The following is a 15,509-nucleotide window of genomic DNA, read 5'->3' as shown; positions in this document are numbered from 1 at the left end:
CCCGGCGTTCGCCGGTGCCCACCCGTGCCACCTCACTGAAGCCCAGTTCGAGCAGCTCAGGAGAGCAATCGTGGAGAATTCGCCCCGCATCGACCCTTCCGCCGGCTTCGAGGGTGGCGAGCTGGGCGGGCATCTGCCCGAGTTGCCCGCCGGCTCGGCCCGGGTGGTGCCGCTGGGGCTGACCTTCGACGACGTGCTGCTCCAGCCGGGCGAGTCGGACGTGGTGCCCAGCCGGGTGAACACCGTCACCCAGCTCACCCGCAACGTCTCGCTCTCCATCCCGCTGCTGTCCAGCGCGATGGACACGGTCACCGAGGCGCGGATGGCGATCGCGATGGCCCGCCAGGGCGGCATCGGCGTACTGCACCGCAACCTCTCCGTGGAGGACCAGGCGCTCCAGGTCGACCTGGTCAAGCGCTCCGAGTCCGGCATGATCACCAACCCGGTGACCGCCAGCCCGGACGACACGCTGCGCGAGGTCGACCAGCTCTGCGGGCGCTACCGCATCTCCGGCGTACCGGTGGTGGACGCGCAGGGGCAGCTGGTGGGCATCGTCACCAACCGGGACATGCGGTTCGTCTCCGATCCGGCGACGCCGGTCCACGAGATCATGACCAGGGCGCCGCTGATCACCGCCCCGGTGGGGGTCAGCAAGGACGAGGCGCTCGGCCTGCTGCGCCAGCACAAGGTCGAGAAGCTGCCCATCGTCGACGGCTCCGGCAAGCTACGCGGGCTGATCACCGTCAAGGACTTCACCAAGAGCGAGCAGTACCCGGGCGCCACCAAGGACGACGCGGGCCGGCTGCGGGTGGCGGCGGCCATCGGTGTCGGTGAGGACTCCTACAAGCGGGCCCGGGTGCTGGTCGACGCCGGTGTCGACGTGATCATCGTGGACACCGCCCACGGTCACCAGCGTGCGGTGCTGGAGATGGTCGGCCGGCTCAAGAAGGACGTCGGCATCGACATCGTCGGCGGAAACGTGGCGACCTACGCCGGCGCCAAGGCCCTGGTCGACGCGGGCGCGGACGGGGTGAAGGTCGGTGTCGGTCCAGGAGCGATCTGCACCACCCGGATCGTGGCCGGCGTCGGCGTGCCCCAGATCACCGCGATCATGGAGGCCGTGCGGGCTGCCCGCCCGGCCGGTGTGCCGGTGATCGGTGACGGCGGCATCCAGTACTCGGGCGACATCGCCAAGGCCCTGGTCGCCGGCGCCGACACGGTGATGCTCGGCAGCCTGCTGGCCGGCTGCGAGGAGAGCCCCGGCGAGTTGATTTTCGTCAACGGTAAGCAGTTCAAGGCGTACCGCGGCATGGGTTCGCTCGGCGCGATGCAGTCCCGCGGGCAGGCCAAGTCGTACTCGAAGGACCGCTACTTCCAGCAGGACGTGACCAGCGACGAGAAGCTGGTCCCGGAGGGCGTCGAGGGTCAGGTGCCGTACCGCGGCCCGTTGGCCCGGGTGGCCCACCAGCTGGTCGGCGGCCTCCGGCTGGCGATGGGGTACGCGGGCGCGGAGAACATCCCCGAGCTGCACCAGCGCGGTCAGCTCATCCGGATCACCGCGGCCGGGCTCAAGGAGAGCCACCCGCACGACATCCAGATGACTGTCGAAGCGCCCAACTACCACACCCGCTGACCCCTCCCACCACCCCCGAACACACCTGGAGTGCCCCATGCGTGACGTGGTCGAGATCGGGCTGGGCAAGACCGCGCAGCGCGGCTACCACCTGGACGACATCGCGATCGTGCCTTCTCGGCGGACCAGGGACGTCGACGACGTCTCGACCGGCTGGCAGCTCGACGCGTACCAGTTCGGCATTCCCTGCGTCGGGCACCCCTCCGACGCCACGATGAGCCCGGCTTCGGCCGTCCGGCTCGGTCAGCTCGGCGGCCTCGGGGTGCTCAACGTCGAGGGACTGTGGACCCGTTACGAAAACCCGACGAAGGTGCTGGAGGAGCTCGCCGGCCTCGACGAGGACGCGCCCGCCACCAAGCGCCTCCAGGAGGTGTACGCGGAGCCGATCCGGCCGGATCTGATCACCGAGCGCGTCCGTGAGCTGCGCGAGGGCGGCGGCACCGTGGCGGTGCGGGTCTCACCGCAGCACACCCTGGCGCTCGCCCCGGTGATCCTCGACGCGGGCGTCGACCTCCTGGTCATCCAGGGCACCATCGTCTCGGCCGAACACGTCTCGACCACCGACGAACCGCTGAACCTGAAGGAGTTCATCGCCGACCTCGACCTGCCGGTCATCGTCGGCGGTTGCACCGACTACAAGACGGCGCTGCACCTGATGCGGACCGGCGCGGCCGGCGTGATCGTCGGCATCGGCGGGGACGAGTGGTCCACCACCGAGTCGGTACTCGGCATCCGGGTCCCGATGGCGACCGCGATCGCCGACGCCGCCGCGGCCCGGCGCGACTACCTCGACGAGACCGGCGGGCGGCACGTGCACCTGATCGCCGACGGTGACATCCGTACCTCCGGGGACATCGCCAAGGCGCTCGGCTGCGGTGCGGACGCGGTGATGCTCGGTGAGCCGCTGTCGCTCTGTGAGGAGGCGCCGGCCGGCGGTGCCTGGTGGCACTCGGCGGCCAGCCACCCGTCGCTGCCCCGGGGCGCGTTCGAGGCCGCTGGTGAGCCGCTGGGCTCGATGGAGCGCCTGCTCTTCGGTCCCGCTGACGCCCCCGACGGCCAGCTCAACCTCTTCGGCGGCCTGCGCCGCGCCATGGCCAAGTGCGGCTACCGCGACCTCAAGGAGTTCCAGAAGGTCGGCCTCGTCCTGGACCGCTGACCCACCCCGCCCCGGTCAGCGTCGATCATGCAGTTGTGGCGCCCGGTCGGGACGGTGATGCCCGATTCGCCGCGTGCCACAACTCCATGATCGACCGAGATGCCGACGGTAGGCTCGGGCTGGTGAGCAGGAGGCTTGGCGGGCGGTGGGTGGCCGGTGTGGCTGCGGCGATGGTGGCGGCGGTGGTGCTGGTCAGCTGCACCGGTGACCGGGACGTCGCGGAGCCCGGCGGGTTGCGGGCGGGCGCTGCGGACCTCGCCGACCCGTACGTGCCGGGCAGCGGCAACGGCGGGTACGACGTCACCCACTACCGGCTGACCCTGCGGTACGACCCGGCCGACGACCGGCTCGCCGGCCGGGCCGAGGTCAGCGCGACCGCGACCCAGGGACTGTCCCGCTTCAACCTCGACCTGACCGGCCTGGACGTCAGCGCGGTCAGTGTGGACGGTGCCCCGGCCGAGCACCGGCACGCCGACGACGAACTGGTCGTCACCCCGGCTCGGGGTCTCGCCGCAGGCAGCTCGTTCACGGTCGACGTGAACTACGCCGGCGTGCCCGAGCCGATCGCCGACGGTGTGCTGGGCAGCGGCGGATTCCAGCACACCGACGGCGGCGCGATCGCGCTCGGTCAACCCCACTCGGCGGCCACCTGGTTCCCGGTCAACGACCACCCCTCCGACAAGGCCACCTACGACATCGAGGTGACCGTGCCCGACGGGCTCGCCGCGCTGAGCAACGGGGTGCCGGGGGAACGCACCGCCGCCGACGGCTGGACCACCTGGCGCTGGGCCGAGCGTTCGCCGATGGCGAGCTACCTGACCACCCTGGTGATCGGCGACTACCAGGTGGAGACCGGCGAGCACGCCGGCAAGCCACTGGTCACCGCCGTACCGACCGGGTTGCCCGGCACGGGTCCCGAGGCCGCCTCCATGGCGCGGACCGGCGAGATCGCCGACTTCCTCGCCACCCGCTTCGGCCCGTACCCGTTCGAGTCCTACGGCGGCGTGGTGGTCGCCGATGCTCGCATCGGCTATGCGCTGGAGACGCAGTCGCGGCCGGTCTACGGTCCCGGCTTCTTCCGCGACGGTGAGCCGAACTACAGCGTGGTCGCCCACGAGATGGCCCACCAGTGGTTCGGCAACAGTGTGGCGCTGGCCCGCTGGGGCGACATCTGGCTCAACGAGGGGTTCGCCAGTTATGCCGAGTGGCTGTGGGAGGAGCACGACGGCGGGCGCAGCGCCCAGCGCAACTTCGAACTCCAGTACGCGACCACCGACTGGTCCCGTCGCACTCTCGATCCCGGCCCGGGCCAGATGTTCAGCACCGCCGTCTACAAGCGCGGGGCGCTGACTGTGCACGCGTTGCGGCGTACCGTCGGCGACGACGCCTTCTTCGAGATCCTGCGGACCTGGACCGCCGAGCGGCGGGACGGCACCGCGACCACCGCCGATCTCGTCGCGCTGGCCGACCGGGTGTCCGGGCGTTCGCTGGGTGCGTTCTTCGACACCTGGCTCACCGGCACCGCCCCGCCTGCCCTGCCCTGACGAGGCACTTCGTCCGCCTGGCCACCGTCGGCCGGAAGACGGCTCGCTGCCACCGTCGAATCGACGTTCTTCCGGTGATCACTTATCGGTAGGCTGCGGCCTGCGATCGGACGGAGCCGGTCGCCCGGACCGGCCGTCGGTCGGTCACGTGTCACGGGGAGGACGTGCGATGACAGGTGGGCGGATGCACCTGCGGCGGAGCGTGGCTCTGCTGCTGGTGGGGGCGTTGGGGCTGACCGGCTGTGATTCGGCCGTTCCGGAGGAGACGGAGCCGTCCTCGGCGGCGCGGGGCGAGTCGGCGGCACCCGCACCGGACTTCCAGCCGGGCGCTGCGGGGGCCGGCGACCCCTACTTTCCCGGGTACGGCAACGGCGGCTACGACGTCGCCGGCTACACGGTGAAGGTTCGCTATGACCCGGCGAAGGACCAGCTCACCGGCGTCACGATGGTGCAGGCCAAGGCGACCGTCGACCTGTCGTCGTTCAACCTGGACCTGGCCGGCCTGAAGGTGAGCGCGGTGACGGTCGACGGTGCGGCGGCCAACCACCGGCAGGACAAGAACGAGCTGGTCGTCACGCCCGCCGCCGGTCTGGCCACCGGCAGCGACTTCACCGCCGAGATCACGTATGCGGGCAAGCCCAAGCCGCTGAAGAACGAGGCGGTCGGCGAGGGCGGCTGGCTGCACACCTCCGACGGCGCGATCGCCCTCGGCGAGCCCGAGTCGGCCAGCACCTGGTTTCCGGTCAACGACCACCCGTCGGACAAGGCCACCTACCGGTTCGAGATCACCGTCCCGGATGGCCTCACCGCGGTCAGCAACGGTGTGCCGGGCGGCAAGACCAGCACGGACGGCTGGACCACCTGGCGTTGGGCCGAGAACACGCCGATGGCCAGCTACCTGAGCACGGTGGCGATCGGGAAGTTCCGGCTCACCGAGGGCGAGCACAAGGGACGGCCGGTCTTCCACGCGGTGACCACGAAGGTCTCCAAGGGCGCCGCGGACGCGTCGATGGCCAAAACGGTCAAGGTGGCGGACTACCTGGAGACCCTCTTCGGCCCGTACCCGGTCGAGGCGTACGGCGGTGTGGTCATCTCCGACGATCGGATCCGGTACGCGTTGGAGACGCAGAGCCGACCGGTCTACTCCGCCGGCTTCTTCCGGCAGGGCGAGAACACCGGCGTGGTCGCGCACGAGGTCGCCCACCAGTGGTTCGGCAACAGCGTGGCGCTGAACAGGTGGCAGGACATCTGGCTCAACGAGGGTCTGTCGTCGTACGCCGAGTGGCTGTGGGCGGAGCACAGCGGTGAGTTCACCGCGAAGGAGGCTTTCGACATCCGGATGGCGCGGGTGCCGGCGGAGGTCTGGCGGACGCCACCGGGCAAGCCGGGGGTGAAGAACCTGTTCAGCGAGTCGGTCTACGTGCGCGGCGCGATGACCGTGCACGCGCTGCGGGTCTCCGTTGGGGACAAAGCCTTCTTCGAGATCCTCAAGACCTGGGCCCGGGAGAAGCGGGACGCCAACGGCACCACGGAGGAGTTCATCGCGCTGGCGGAACGGATCTCCGGCAAGCAGTTGGACAAGCTCTTCGACGCCTGGCTCTACGGCAAGAAGAAGCCCGCGGCGCCCAAGCGTCTCTAGGGCGGGACTCCTGGATCCCGTTTCGGCTCGACGAAACGGGATCCAGGAGACACCGGGCCTAAGGCACCTTCAGGTCCGGGTGTTCGGCGAGGAAGGCGTCGACCCGGCCGGCGCGCAGTTCGGTGATGAACCGGCGGCCCACCCGGGTCAACTCCTCGCCCCGGTAGGCGTTGCCCCGGCCGACCGACGCTCCGGGCAGGCCGACCAGGGTGAGCGCCTGCGGCGGCAGCCCGCCGAGGGCGTACGCGAAGTCGACGATCCGTCGTCCGCCGACGTAGAGCAGCGCGTCGTCGAGTGCGGTGACCACCTGCTCGACCCGCTCGGGCTGCCGGGCCAGGTCCTCGTCGAGGATCTTTCCGATCATTGCCCGGATCAGCTGCTGGTGGTGGCGCTGCCGGGTGTAGTCGCCGCCGGGCAGGTAGCGCTGCCGGGCGTAGTCGAGCGCCTGCCAGCCGTTGAGGTGCGCCTCGCCGGGCTCGTAGACCATCTGCGGCCCGACGTAGCCGCCCACCCCCGGGCCCGGCTCCCGGTGCTTTCCGTCCGGCTGACGGTGCCGTGACACCACCCGCTGGTCGATGTCGATGTCCACGCCGCCGAGGCTGTCCACCAACTTGTCGAAGCCGCCGAAGGTGAGCACCGCGCCCGCGTCGATGCGCAGCCCGGTGTAGTCGCTGACGGTCCGGCGCAGCAACTCGTACCCCTGGGCGGGGTCCGCCTTCGACTCGCCCGGCACCCGGCTGCCGTAGCTCATCGCGTGGGTGAGCTTGGTCCGCCCGCCCCGGTAGCTGGCGGGTTCGTACGCCGGAATGTCCACCACCAGGTCGCGGGGGAGGGAGAAGAGGTACCCGCGGGACAGCCCCGCCGGCACGTGCAGCACGAGTACGGCGTCGGCGTTCGGCTTCCAGTCGGGCACGCTGACCCGGGTGTCGACGCCGACCAGCAGCAGGTTGAGCGGGCCGGTGATGTCGGCTCCCGGCGGCGGGGTGCTGGGGCTGGGGCTCGGCTGCGCGCTCGGGGTGGTGGCCTCGGCGGTCGGCGTCGTCCGGTTGTCGCTGACCATCCGGGACACCGCCACCGCGCCGACGGCCACCACGGTGACCGTGACCAGACCGGCCAGTACCAGCGTCAGCTGTCTCCGGTTGCCTCCGAATACCATCCCCCGCCTCCTTCTGTCGATACCGAACCAACGCCGTGGCACGGCCTGGGGGTTGCGTCCCCGGGCGACAGGACTTGCCCGCCGGCCGGGTGCCGGGCCGGGAGCGCCGGCGGCGGGTGCGGACGCGAGGCCGACCGCGCCGGCCGGGTGACGAGCATGATCGCCCGGGTACTGCCCCTGGCGCGAGAGCTACTCACGAGTAATGATGCGTCCATGCGGTACGACGTGGTCGTCATCGGGTCCGGCTTCGGCGGCAGCGTCGCTGCTCTACGGCTCGCCGAGAAGGGCTACTCGGTCGGCGTGCTGGAGGCCGGCCGGCGGTTCGCCGACGACGAGTTCCCGCAGACCTCCTGGCGGCTGCGGCGGTTCCTCTGGGCACCGAAGCTCGGCTGCTTCGGCCTGCAACGCCTCACCCTGCTCCGGGCGGCCGACCGGCGGGCCGGCGGCGGGGTGCTGGTGCTGTCGGGAGCGGGCGTCGGCGGCGGTTCGCTGGTCTACGCCAACACCCTCTACGAGCCGCTGGACGCGTTCTACCGCGACCCCCAGTGGCGGGACGTCACCGACTGGCGGGCCGAGTTGGCACCGCACTTCGACCAGGCGAAGCGGATGCTCGGAGTCACCACCTACCCGATCGTGACCGCGGCGGACCGGGCGATGCGACGGGTCGCCGAGCGGATGGGGGTGGCGGACACCTTCCACCCCACCCCCGTCGGCGTGCACATCGGGCGGCCGGGGGAGCGGGTCGCCGATCCGTACTTCGGTGGCGCCGGTCCGCCGCGTAACGGCTGCACCCACTGCGGCGCGTGCATGACCGGCTGCCGGGTCGGTGCGAAGAACACCCTGGTCAAGAACTACCTCTGGCTGGCCGAGCGGCTCGGTGCCCGGGTGCACCCGCTGACCACGGTGACCGCGGTCCGGCCGGTCGACGGCGGATACCAGGTGCACACCGGGCGTACCGGCGCCTGGTTGCGCAGGCGCGCACAGGTGATCCACGCCGATCAGGTGGTCTTCGCCGCCGGGGCGCTGGGTACCCAGCGGCTGCTGCACGAGATGCGCGATCGCGGCGCGTTGCCTCACCTCTCGCCGCGGCTCGGCGAGCTGACCCGGACCAATTCGGAGGCGATCCTCGGCGCCTCGGTGCCGCTTCGACGAGCGCGGGCGCGCGGGACGGATTTCACCGAGGGAACGGCGATCACCAGTTCCTTCCACCCCGACCCGCAGACCCACATCGAACCGGTCCGCTACGGGCGGGGCTCGAACGCGATGGGACTGCTCCAGTCGCTGCTGGTCGACGGCGGGCCGCACCGGGTACGCCGCTGGCTCGGGCAACTCGTCCGGCAGCCCCGCCAGGCACTCCGGCTGCTGTCCGTCCGGGAGTGGTCGCAGCGTACGGTGATCGCCCTGGTCATGCAGTCGGCGGACAATTCGCTGACCACCCGGTTGCGGCGCGGGCCGCTCGGCCGCCGGTTGGTCTCCGGCCCCGGCCACGGGACCCCCAACCCGACCTGGATCCCGGCCGGCAACCGGGCGGCCCGGTTGCTCGCGGAGGAGATCGACGGTACGCCGGGCGGTGCGTTGACCGAGCCGTTCGACATCCCGATGACCGCGCACATCCTCGGTGGGGCGGTGATCGGTGAGTCACCGGCCGACGGGGTGATCGACCCGTACCACCGGATCCACGGTCACCCTGGGCTGCACGTGGTCGACGGGGCGGCGGTGTCGGCCAACCTCGGGGTGAACCCGTCGTTGACGATCACCGCGCAGGCGGAGCGGGCGATGTCGTTCTGGCCCAACAAAGGCGAATCAGACCCGAGGCCGCCGGTCGGTTCGGCGTACACCCGTCTGGAGCCGGTGCCACCCCACCACCCGGCGGTGCCGGCCGACGCCCCGGGCGCGCTGCGCTGACTGTCAGGCAACGGTGAGTTCACCCCGGCGGCCCAGCGACCGGAGCCGGGAGAGGTCGACGATGCTCCAGCCCACCTTCGACAGGATGGGCAGCAGGACGAAGAGCGCGGTGTCGGTGACGTCGCCGAAGAGCCCGAGCCCGGAGGGGCCGAGGATCCAGATCAGTGGGTAGCCGAGCCACAGGATGCTGAGGAGCGCGGCGACCTCCCGGTAGGTCCGGGCCATCGGTGCCGGCTGCCGCTCCGCGGCGGCGCGCAGCGGGCCCCAGATCAGCGAGTACACGACGATCAGCGCGACCACGCCCAGTGCGTATAGCCCGTAGCGCAGCCACTGCGCGGTCGACAGGTCCGCCAGCAGGCCGCTGAGGATCATCACCACGTCGGCACCGATCAGCAGCCCGACGATGCGCCACGGTTTGCGGGCCAGCGCCTGGGTGCCGGTGAAGGCCAGGGCGATCAGCAGCAGGGGAGTGGTCACCACCCAGTCGACGTACCGCGCCCAGTAGGTGGTCTCACCGGCGATCTCGGTCTGCCCACCGCCGAGAGCCATCACCGCGTACCAGAGGCCGGACCAGAGCGGAATCGCCATTGCCACCAGGTACTCCGCTCGCGGCACCTGCTGGCGGTCGCGGCTCCAGACGATGAAGAGCAGCGCACCGGCTGCCATCGCTGCCACGTACACCCACAGCCAGGCCTCGGTCACGGCCACCCTCGTCTTCCTGTGGTCCGGGTATTTGCCCTGGTCAACTGGCTGTCACGCTATCGCGGCGAGTGTTGACCGGAGGCCGGTTACGTCAGACTCGGCGCCGGTGCCCCGGACCGGACGGCCGCCCGGGGGTGTCGACGTCACGCTCGGTAGGATGGCCACCCATGAGCCTGCCTCGCCCCGTCCTCGTGGTGGACTTCGGAGCCCAGTACGCCCAGCTCATCGCCCGCCGGGTCCGTGAGGCGAAGGTCTATTCCGAGATCGTTCCGCACACCATGCCGGTGGCCGAGATGCTGGCCCGCGATCCCGCCGCGATCATCCTCTCCGGCGGTCCCGCGAGCGTCTACGAGCCGGGTGCCCCGCAGGTCGACGACGGGCTGTTCACCGCCGGGGTGCCGGTCTTCGGGATCTGCTACGGGTTCCAGGCGATGGCCCGTTCCCTCGGTGGCACGGTGGCGCGCACCGGCGGCCGCGAGTACGGCGGCACTCCGCTGCGCCCGCGCCTGCTCGACCCGGGTGTACTGCTCCGTGATCTGCCGGCCGACCTACCGGTGTGGATGAGCCACGGCGACTGCGTGACCGAGGCGCCCGAGGGGTTCACGGTGACCGCCGAGTCCGCCGGCGCGCCGGTCGCCGCCTTCGAGGACGTGGCCGGCCGCCGGGCCGGCGTGCAGTTCCACCCCGAGGTGGGGCACACCGCGCACGGCCAGGAGATGCTGACCCGCTTCCTGTACGAGATCGCCGGGATCGAGCCGACCTGGACGGCCGAGAACATCATCGACGAGCAGGTGGCGCGGATCCGCGCGCAGGTCGGTGACAAGGAGGTCATCTGCGGCCTGAGCGGCGGGGTGGACTCCGCGGTCGCCGCCGCGCTGGTGCACAAGGCCGTCGGTGACCAGCTGACCTGCGTATTCGTCGATCACGGTCTGCTGCGCGCGGGCGAGGCCGAGCAGGTGGAGAAGGACTACGTCGCGGCGACCGGCATCAGGTTGAAGGTGGTCGACGCGGCCGACAGGTTCCTCGGCGCGCTGGCCGGGGTGACCGACCCCGAGCAGAAGCGCAAGATCATCGGCCGGGAGTTCATCCGGGTCTTCGAGGCCGCCGCCCGGGAGATCGCCTCGCACGGCGACGTCGAGTTCCTGGTGCAGGGCACCCTCTACCCGGACGTGGTCGAGTCCGGCGGCGGGACCGGTACCGCCAACATCAAGAGTCACCACAACGTCGGCGGGCTGCCCGAGGATCTCAAGTTCGCCCTGGTCGAGCCGTTGCGGACGCTGTTCAAGGACGAGGTCCGTACGCTCGGTCTCCAGCTCGGCCTGCCCGAGGCGATGGTCTGGCGGCACCCGTTCCCCGGCCCCGGCCTGGCCATCCGGATCATCGGCGCGGTCGACCAGGAGCGGCTCGACGTGCTGCGCCGGGCCGACTTCATCGCCCGCCAGGAGCTCAGCGCCGCCGGCCTGGACCGGGACGTGTGGCAGTTCCCCGTGGTGCTGCTGGCCGATGTGCGCAGCGTCGGCGTGCAGGGCGACGGGCGCAGCTACGGTCATCCCGTGGTACTGCGCCCGGTCTCCAGCGAGGATGCGATGACCGCCGACTGGTCCCGGCTGCCCTACGACGTGATCGCCCGGATCTCCACCCGGATCACCAACGAGGTGGCCGAGGTGAACCGGGTGGTGCTGGACGTCACCAGCAAGCCCCCGGGCACCATCGAGTGGGAGTGACATCGGCCCACCGCTGGGCATGACGTCGGCTCACGCCGGCGGCTGCGGCGTGGGCCGCGGTGCTGGCTCCGGAGTGGCCGTGGGTTCCGGTCCCGATGTGGGCTCCGGCACCGGGACGGCAGCGGATCCGGGCGCGACCTCCTCGGGTGCGGTGGCCGGGTCGGGCACGGCGTCGGCGGCCGGCGTGCCCGGGTACGCCGGCGGTGACCAGGTGGCCGATGCCGGCGGGGCGTCGTGCGGGGCCGGTTGCGCCGTCGGGCCGGCGGAGCCGGGGAACGGCCAGGCGGGGTGCGGCGTGCCGCCCGTCGGTGTGGCCGGCTGCGGCCAGGCGGGGTGCGGGGCGGTGCCCGTCGGCTGCGGCCCGGCGGGTCCGAACGGCGGGTTGCCCGCCGGGTGCGGCCAGGCGGGCGCATCGGCCGGCTCCTCGGGCATCAGGAACCACATGATCGGGTACGCGAGGGCGGCGATACCGCCGGTCAGTAGCGTGGCGACGGCGAAGGCGACGCGGACCAGGTTGGGGTCGACGGCGAAGTAGCGGCCGACTCCGCTGGCCACCCCGGCGATCATCCGGTCGGTGGTGGGGCGGCGCAGCTGCTTGTACGGCGCCTGAGGTGTGGAAGTCATGCCTCCACGGTCCACGCCGCGAGGCGCATCGACCTCGGTGACCGCCCGGATCCATACCCTGAGCCTCCCCTCAGGGACGAGTGATCAGTCAGGAATCTGACTCTTTTCCGCGCTGGTAACCGGTCGCGGGGAGAATTTGGCTCCGTGACCACCATGCTGGAGCCGCTCCGCAGAATCGCGGCATACGCAGTCTGTACTGATTCCGTAGACAGAGTGTTGCTGGTCCGCGCATCGGAGCGCTCCGGCACCCCTGGTACGTGGTCCCTGCCCGGTGGCGCGGTTGACCACGGCGAGGATCCGCACCACACCGTCGTCCGCGAGACCGCCGCCGAGACCGGCCTGTCGGTGGCCGTCGGCAGCCTGCACGATGTGCTGGCCGACATGCGGGCACTGCCCGAGCGTGGCATCACCATCCACACCGACCGGCTGGTCTACCGGGTCTCGGTCCGGGGCGGCTCGCTGACCGACCGCGTCGACCGCCCGACCGACCTGGCCCGCTGGTTCACCCTGGACGAGGCGCGGCGGTTGCCGCTGCGGTCGTTCACCGCGCGTGCGCTGGCGCTGCCCGCCTCCTCGGCGGACATCGTGCCGGACGAGGCGCCGGAGTTCCCCTCCTTCTATGCGGTGCCCGGCCCGGACGGGCTGCACCGAGCGCAGCGCTTCGCCGCGTACGCCGTGGTCACCGACCCGGACGGGCGGGTGCTGCTGACCCGGGTCTCCGACGGCTACCCGGGTGCGGGCTGCTGGCACCTGCCCGGCGGCGGCACCGACTACGGCGAGCAGCCCGGCGCGGCGCTGATCCGGGAGTTGGTCGAGGAGACCGGGCAGACCGGGCGACTCGTCGGGCTGCTCGGGGTGGCCAGCCACCGGGATGCCGCCTCGCTCGGCCCGGAGGGCTATCCGATCGACTGGCACGGCGTGCGCGCCTTCTACCGGGTGGTGGTGGACCAGCCCGCCCCGCCCACCGTCGGCGACATCGGCGGCTCCACCTGCGAAGCCCGCTGGTTCGGCCGCGACGAGCTCGGTGCCCTGCCCACCGACCGGCTGACCGAGGTCACCGCCGAAGCGGTCCAGGCCGCCCAGCTCACCTGACCCCACTTCGGCCCGCGGGTTGATCATGAGGTTATCGTCGTACGGCGATAACCTGATGATCGGCGCGGCTCCGGCCCGGAGTGCGGCGGTTGGCGGCGGGACGGGGGCGTCGTGGAGCAGGTACGGCGGGTCGGCGCGTACGGGGTGCTGCGGGACGCCGATCGACGGGTGCTGCTGGTGCGGGGATCCGCGCTGGCGGACTTTCCGGGGGTGTGGTCGCTGCCGGGCGGCGGGCTGGAGCACGCCGAGCATCCCGCGCACGCGGTGGTCCGTGAGGTCGCCGAGGAGACCGGGCTGACCGTCGCGGTGGCTGGGCTGCGGGCGGTGGTCGCCGATGTGCTGCCGTACCCCGATCTGGGGGTGGCCCTGCACACCGACCGGATGCTCTTCGACGTGGTGCCGACGGGCGGGCAGTTGTCTGCCGAGCGTGACGGCACCACCGACCTGGCGCGCTGGCTGACCCTGGACGAGGCGGCCGAGCTGCCGCTGCTGGCGTTCAGCGCCGAGGCGCTCGGGCTGCCGGTCGTCCCGCTGCCGCCCGGTGCGCTGCGCCGTCGGTTGCCGTTCGCCGCACCTGACGGCGATCGACGGCAGCGCTTTGGGGCGTACGGGGTGGTCACCGATCCCGCCGGGCGGGTGCTGCTGTCGTTGATCGCCGACGGCTATCCGGGTGCTGGGCGGTGGCACCTGCCGGGCGGCGGAACGGACCATGGCGAACAACCCGTCACCGCGTTGCTACGTGAACTGGTAGAGGAGTCGGGGCAGCTGGGCCGGGTGACCGAGCTGATCGGCATGGACAATCTGCACAATCCGGCCGCCCTCGGCCCGGAGGGGTACCCACTCGACTGGCACGGCATCCGCGTCGTCTACCGCGTGCTGGTCGATTTTCCGACCGAACCGGCGGTGACCGAACTGGCCGGCGGCTCCACCGCCCGCGCCGGCTGGTTCACCCCATCTGAGCTGCGAAAACTTCCGTTGACGGAGATCGCCGCCGCGGCCTTCGATTGGCCGGCGTAACTCAGAGGTCTGGCTCGGCCCGGGTCCGCTCGTCGAGCCCGCGCAGACAGCCTCCGGTACAGTCGAGGGCAGGGGAAGCGGAGGAAACGGGCCCTGAAGTCCGGGATGGGAACAACACGGCGGTTCGCGCGGTTAAGGGATGTATTAAGTACCGCCGGCAGCTATCGCCAATCTCCACCCCCCTGTGCGATGGTGTACTCCGCAAAACGGCTGCCGGACCAGGAAGGTCCGGCACGAGACAGCCGGACACCCGCCCCCGTGGCGGCCAGTTGATCCGGTGATGGAGGAAACGTGCCGAGAGCCCCATGGCGCCGGCGTCGTACGACTGACAGCCCGCGCCCCGCAGGGCGAAGCTGGACGGGCCCGCTGCGCCGCAGCGGCACCCTCGCCCGCCAGGTCCTGCTGGTTCGCGTCGGCCGCCGAGGTACGCAACTGCACGGCGCGGCCGACGTGTTGCCCGAGCCCCGGTACCAGGACCGCCCGCGCCGTCGATACGGCCTGCAGCGGTTCCACCGCGTTCGGCTGGAGCCGATCACGCCGGTCAGCCCGGCCGTCGTGCCGACCCCGGTGCCCGACGAGTCGGCGGCGACACCCGCCCCACTGCTCCCCGGCGAGCGGACAACGGCTCGGCGGATGAAGTTCGCACTGGTCAACGCCTGCACGCTGGCAAGCCTCGTGCTCGGCATCAACGCGATCTTCGTCGCCATGCAGGGCGACGTGCGGCTCGCCGCCCTGCTCCTCATCGCCTGCGTCGCCTTCGACGGCCTGGACGGCGCACTGGCCCGCAAGCTCGGGGTGGCCAGCCCGTTCGGCGCCCAGATGGACTCGCTGGCCGACATGTGCTCCTTCGGCCTCGCCGCGCCCGTGGTGGTCTACGCCTCGCTCGTCGGCTCCGTGCCGACGGCTGCCGCCGCGGTGGCCGCCGCGCTCGTCGCGGCCTGTGCCGCGATTCGCCTGGCGCGGTTCAACGTCTCGCCCCAGGACGGTCGGTTCTTCTGCGGAGTGCCCACCACCATGGCCGCGGCCGTGCTCGCCCTGATGGTGGTGATCGGCATGCCGGTGCCCGGGGCGGTGCAGGTCGCCGGGGTGGCGCTGCTCGCCTTCACCATGGTCAGCAGCTTCCCGTACGCCAAGCTCGCCCGGCTGGTCAAGCTGCCGCCGTGGGTGTGGTTCGCTCCGGTGATCGGCGCGTTGATCGACGTGCGGCTCACCTTCGGTCTGATCGTGGTCGGGTACCTGATCAGTGGCCCGGTGCTCTGGCTGCGTCAGCGGCGCACCATCGCCTGACCCCGCACAGCGAAAAGGGGCACCGCGGAC

General features: G+C 71.5%; 11 protein-coding genes and 1 pseudogene. 9 read left to right on the top strand and 3 right to left on the bottom strand.

Annotation, left to right across the window (positions count from 1 at the left end; genetic code table 11):
• The first annotated feature begins 70 nt into the window (after nucleotides 1-70).
• From guaB to BMY89_RS10115, 4 genes are all read left to right on the top strand, one after another.
• Nucleotides 71-1,633 (top strand): IMP dehydrogenase, encoded by a 1,563-nt coding sequence (guaB, locus tag BMY89_RS10130; RefSeq protein WP_092378448.1) that lies wholly within the window; start codon nucleotides 71-73, stop codon nucleotides 1,631-1,633.
• Nucleotides 1,634-1,670: 37 nt separating this feature from the next.
• Nucleotides 1,671-2,789, top strand: a complete 1,119-nt coding sequence (locus tag BMY89_RS10125) for a GuaB3 family IMP dehydrogenase-related protein (RefSeq protein WP_092378445.1) — start codon at nucleotides 1,671-1,673, stop codon at nucleotides 2,787-2,789.
• A 170-nt stretch (nucleotides 2,790-2,959) separates the two neighbouring features.
• Nucleotides 2,960-4,333, top strand: a complete 1,374-nt coding sequence (locus BMY89_RS10120; RefSeq protein WP_232521214.1) for a M1 family metallopeptidase — start codon at nucleotides 2,960-2,962, stop codon at nucleotides 4,331-4,333.
• A 184-nt stretch (nucleotides 4,334-4,517) separates the two neighbouring features.
• Complete coding sequence (locus tag BMY89_RS10115) at nucleotides 4,518-5,972, top strand: M1 family metallopeptidase (RefSeq protein WP_232521165.1); 1,455 nt, start codon at nucleotides 4,518-4,520, stop codon at nucleotides 5,970-5,972.
• A gap of 58 nt (nucleotides 5,973-6,030) precedes the next feature.
• Here the strand turns inward: BMY89_RS10115 and BMY89_RS10110 are convergent, their stop codons facing one another.
• Complete coding sequence (locus BMY89_RS10110) at nucleotides 6,031-7,128, bottom strand: LCP family protein (protein WP_092378440.1); 1,098 nt, start codon at nucleotides 7,126-7,128, stop codon at nucleotides 6,031-6,033.
• Between the two features lie 213 nt (nucleotides 7,129-7,341).
• On the opposite strand from BMY89_RS10110, the gene BMY89_RS10105 reads away from it, so the two are divergent.
• On the top strand, nucleotides 7,342-9,033 hold the full coding sequence (locus tag BMY89_RS10105; protein ID WP_092378437.1) for an FAD-dependent oxidoreductase: 1,692 nt from the start codon (nucleotides 7,342-7,344) through the stop codon (nucleotides 9,031-9,033).
• Between the two features lie 3 nt (nucleotides 9,034-9,036).
• Here BMY89_RS10105 and BMY89_RS10100 read toward each other — a convergent pair whose 3' ends face one another.
• Nucleotides 9,037-9,741, bottom strand: a complete 705-nt coding sequence (locus tag BMY89_RS10100; RefSeq protein WP_092378434.1) for a bacteriorhodopsin — start codon at nucleotides 9,739-9,741, stop codon at nucleotides 9,037-9,039.
• Between the two features lie 161 nt (nucleotides 9,742-9,902).
• On the opposite strand from BMY89_RS10100, the gene guaA reads away from it, so the two are divergent.
• Complete coding sequence (guaA, locus tag BMY89_RS10095) at nucleotides 9,903-11,459, top strand: glutamine-hydrolyzing GMP synthase (RefSeq protein WP_092378431.1); 1,557 nt, start codon at nucleotides 9,903-9,905, stop codon at nucleotides 11,457-11,459.
• A 330-nt stretch (nucleotides 11,460-11,789) separates the two neighbouring features.
• Here the strand turns inward: guaA and BMY89_RS10090 are convergent.
• Nucleotides 11,790-12,083, bottom strand: a pseudogene (locus BMY89_RS10090) (PspC domain-containing protein); the annotation flags it as partial.
• A 144-nt stretch (nucleotides 12,084-12,227) separates the two neighbouring features.
• On the opposite strand from BMY89_RS10090, the gene BMY89_RS10085 reads away from it, so the two are divergent.
• The 3 genes from BMY89_RS10085 to BMY89_RS10075 all read left to right on the top strand — a co-directional run bounded on the left by BMY89_RS10085 (nucleotide 12,228) and on the right by BMY89_RS10075 (nucleotide 15,479).
• Nucleotides 12,228-13,175 (top strand): NUDIX hydrolase, encoded by a 948-nt coding sequence (locus BMY89_RS10085; RefSeq protein WP_092378428.1) that lies wholly within the window; start codon nucleotides 12,228-12,230, stop codon nucleotides 13,173-13,175.
• A 111-nt stretch (nucleotides 13,176-13,286) separates the two neighbouring features.
• Nucleotides 13,287-14,192 (top strand): NUDIX hydrolase, encoded by a 906-nt coding sequence (locus BMY89_RS10080; RefSeq protein ID WP_092378425.1) that lies wholly within the window; start codon nucleotides 13,287-13,289, stop codon nucleotides 14,190-14,192.
• A 366-nt stretch (nucleotides 14,193-14,558) separates the two neighbouring features.
• On the top strand, nucleotides 14,559-15,479 hold the full coding sequence (locus BMY89_RS10075; protein ID WP_092379246.1) for a CDP-alcohol phosphatidyltransferase family protein: 921 nt from the start codon (nucleotides 14,559-14,561) through the stop codon (nucleotides 15,477-15,479).
• Nucleotides 15,480-15,509 lie beyond the last annotated feature (30 nt).

Source organism: Micromonospora phaseoli, assembly GCF_900109115.1.
Classification (GTDB): domain Bacteria; phylum Actinomycetota; class Actinomycetes; order Mycobacteriales; family Micromonosporaceae; genus Micromonospora; species Micromonospora phaseoli.
The sequence above is the reverse complement of the archived record's forward strand: the minus strand, read 5'-3'. Positions and strand labels throughout refer to the sequence as shown.

What these genes read in the sequence shown, in the direction of transcription:
- BMY89_RS10115 (WP_232521165.1), top strand. Translation starts at nt 4,518, where the DNA reads ATGCACCTGCGGCGGAGCGTGGCTCTGCTGCTGGTGGGGGCGTTGGGG.
- guaA (WP_092378431.1), top strand. Translation starts at nt 9,903, where the DNA reads ATGAGCCTGCCTCGCCCCGTCCTCGTGGTGGACTTCGGAGCCCAGTAC.
- BMY89_RS10120 (WP_232521214.1), top strand. Translation starts at nt 2,960, where the DNA reads ATGGTGGCGGCGGTGGTGCTGGTCAGCTGCACCGGTGACCGGGACGTC.
- BMY89_RS10110 (WP_092378440.1), bottom strand. Translation starts at nt 7,128, where the DNA reads ATGGTATTCGGAGGCAACCGGAGACAGCTGACGCTGGTACTGGCCGGT.
- BMY89_RS10125 (WP_092378445.1), top strand. Translation starts at nt 1,671, where the DNA reads ATGCGTGACGTGGTCGAGATCGGGCTGGGCAAGACCGCGCAGCGCGGC.
- BMY89_RS10105 (WP_092378437.1), top strand. Translation starts at nt 7,342, where the DNA reads ATGCGGTACGACGTGGTCGTCATCGGGTCCGGCTTCGGCGGCAGCGTC.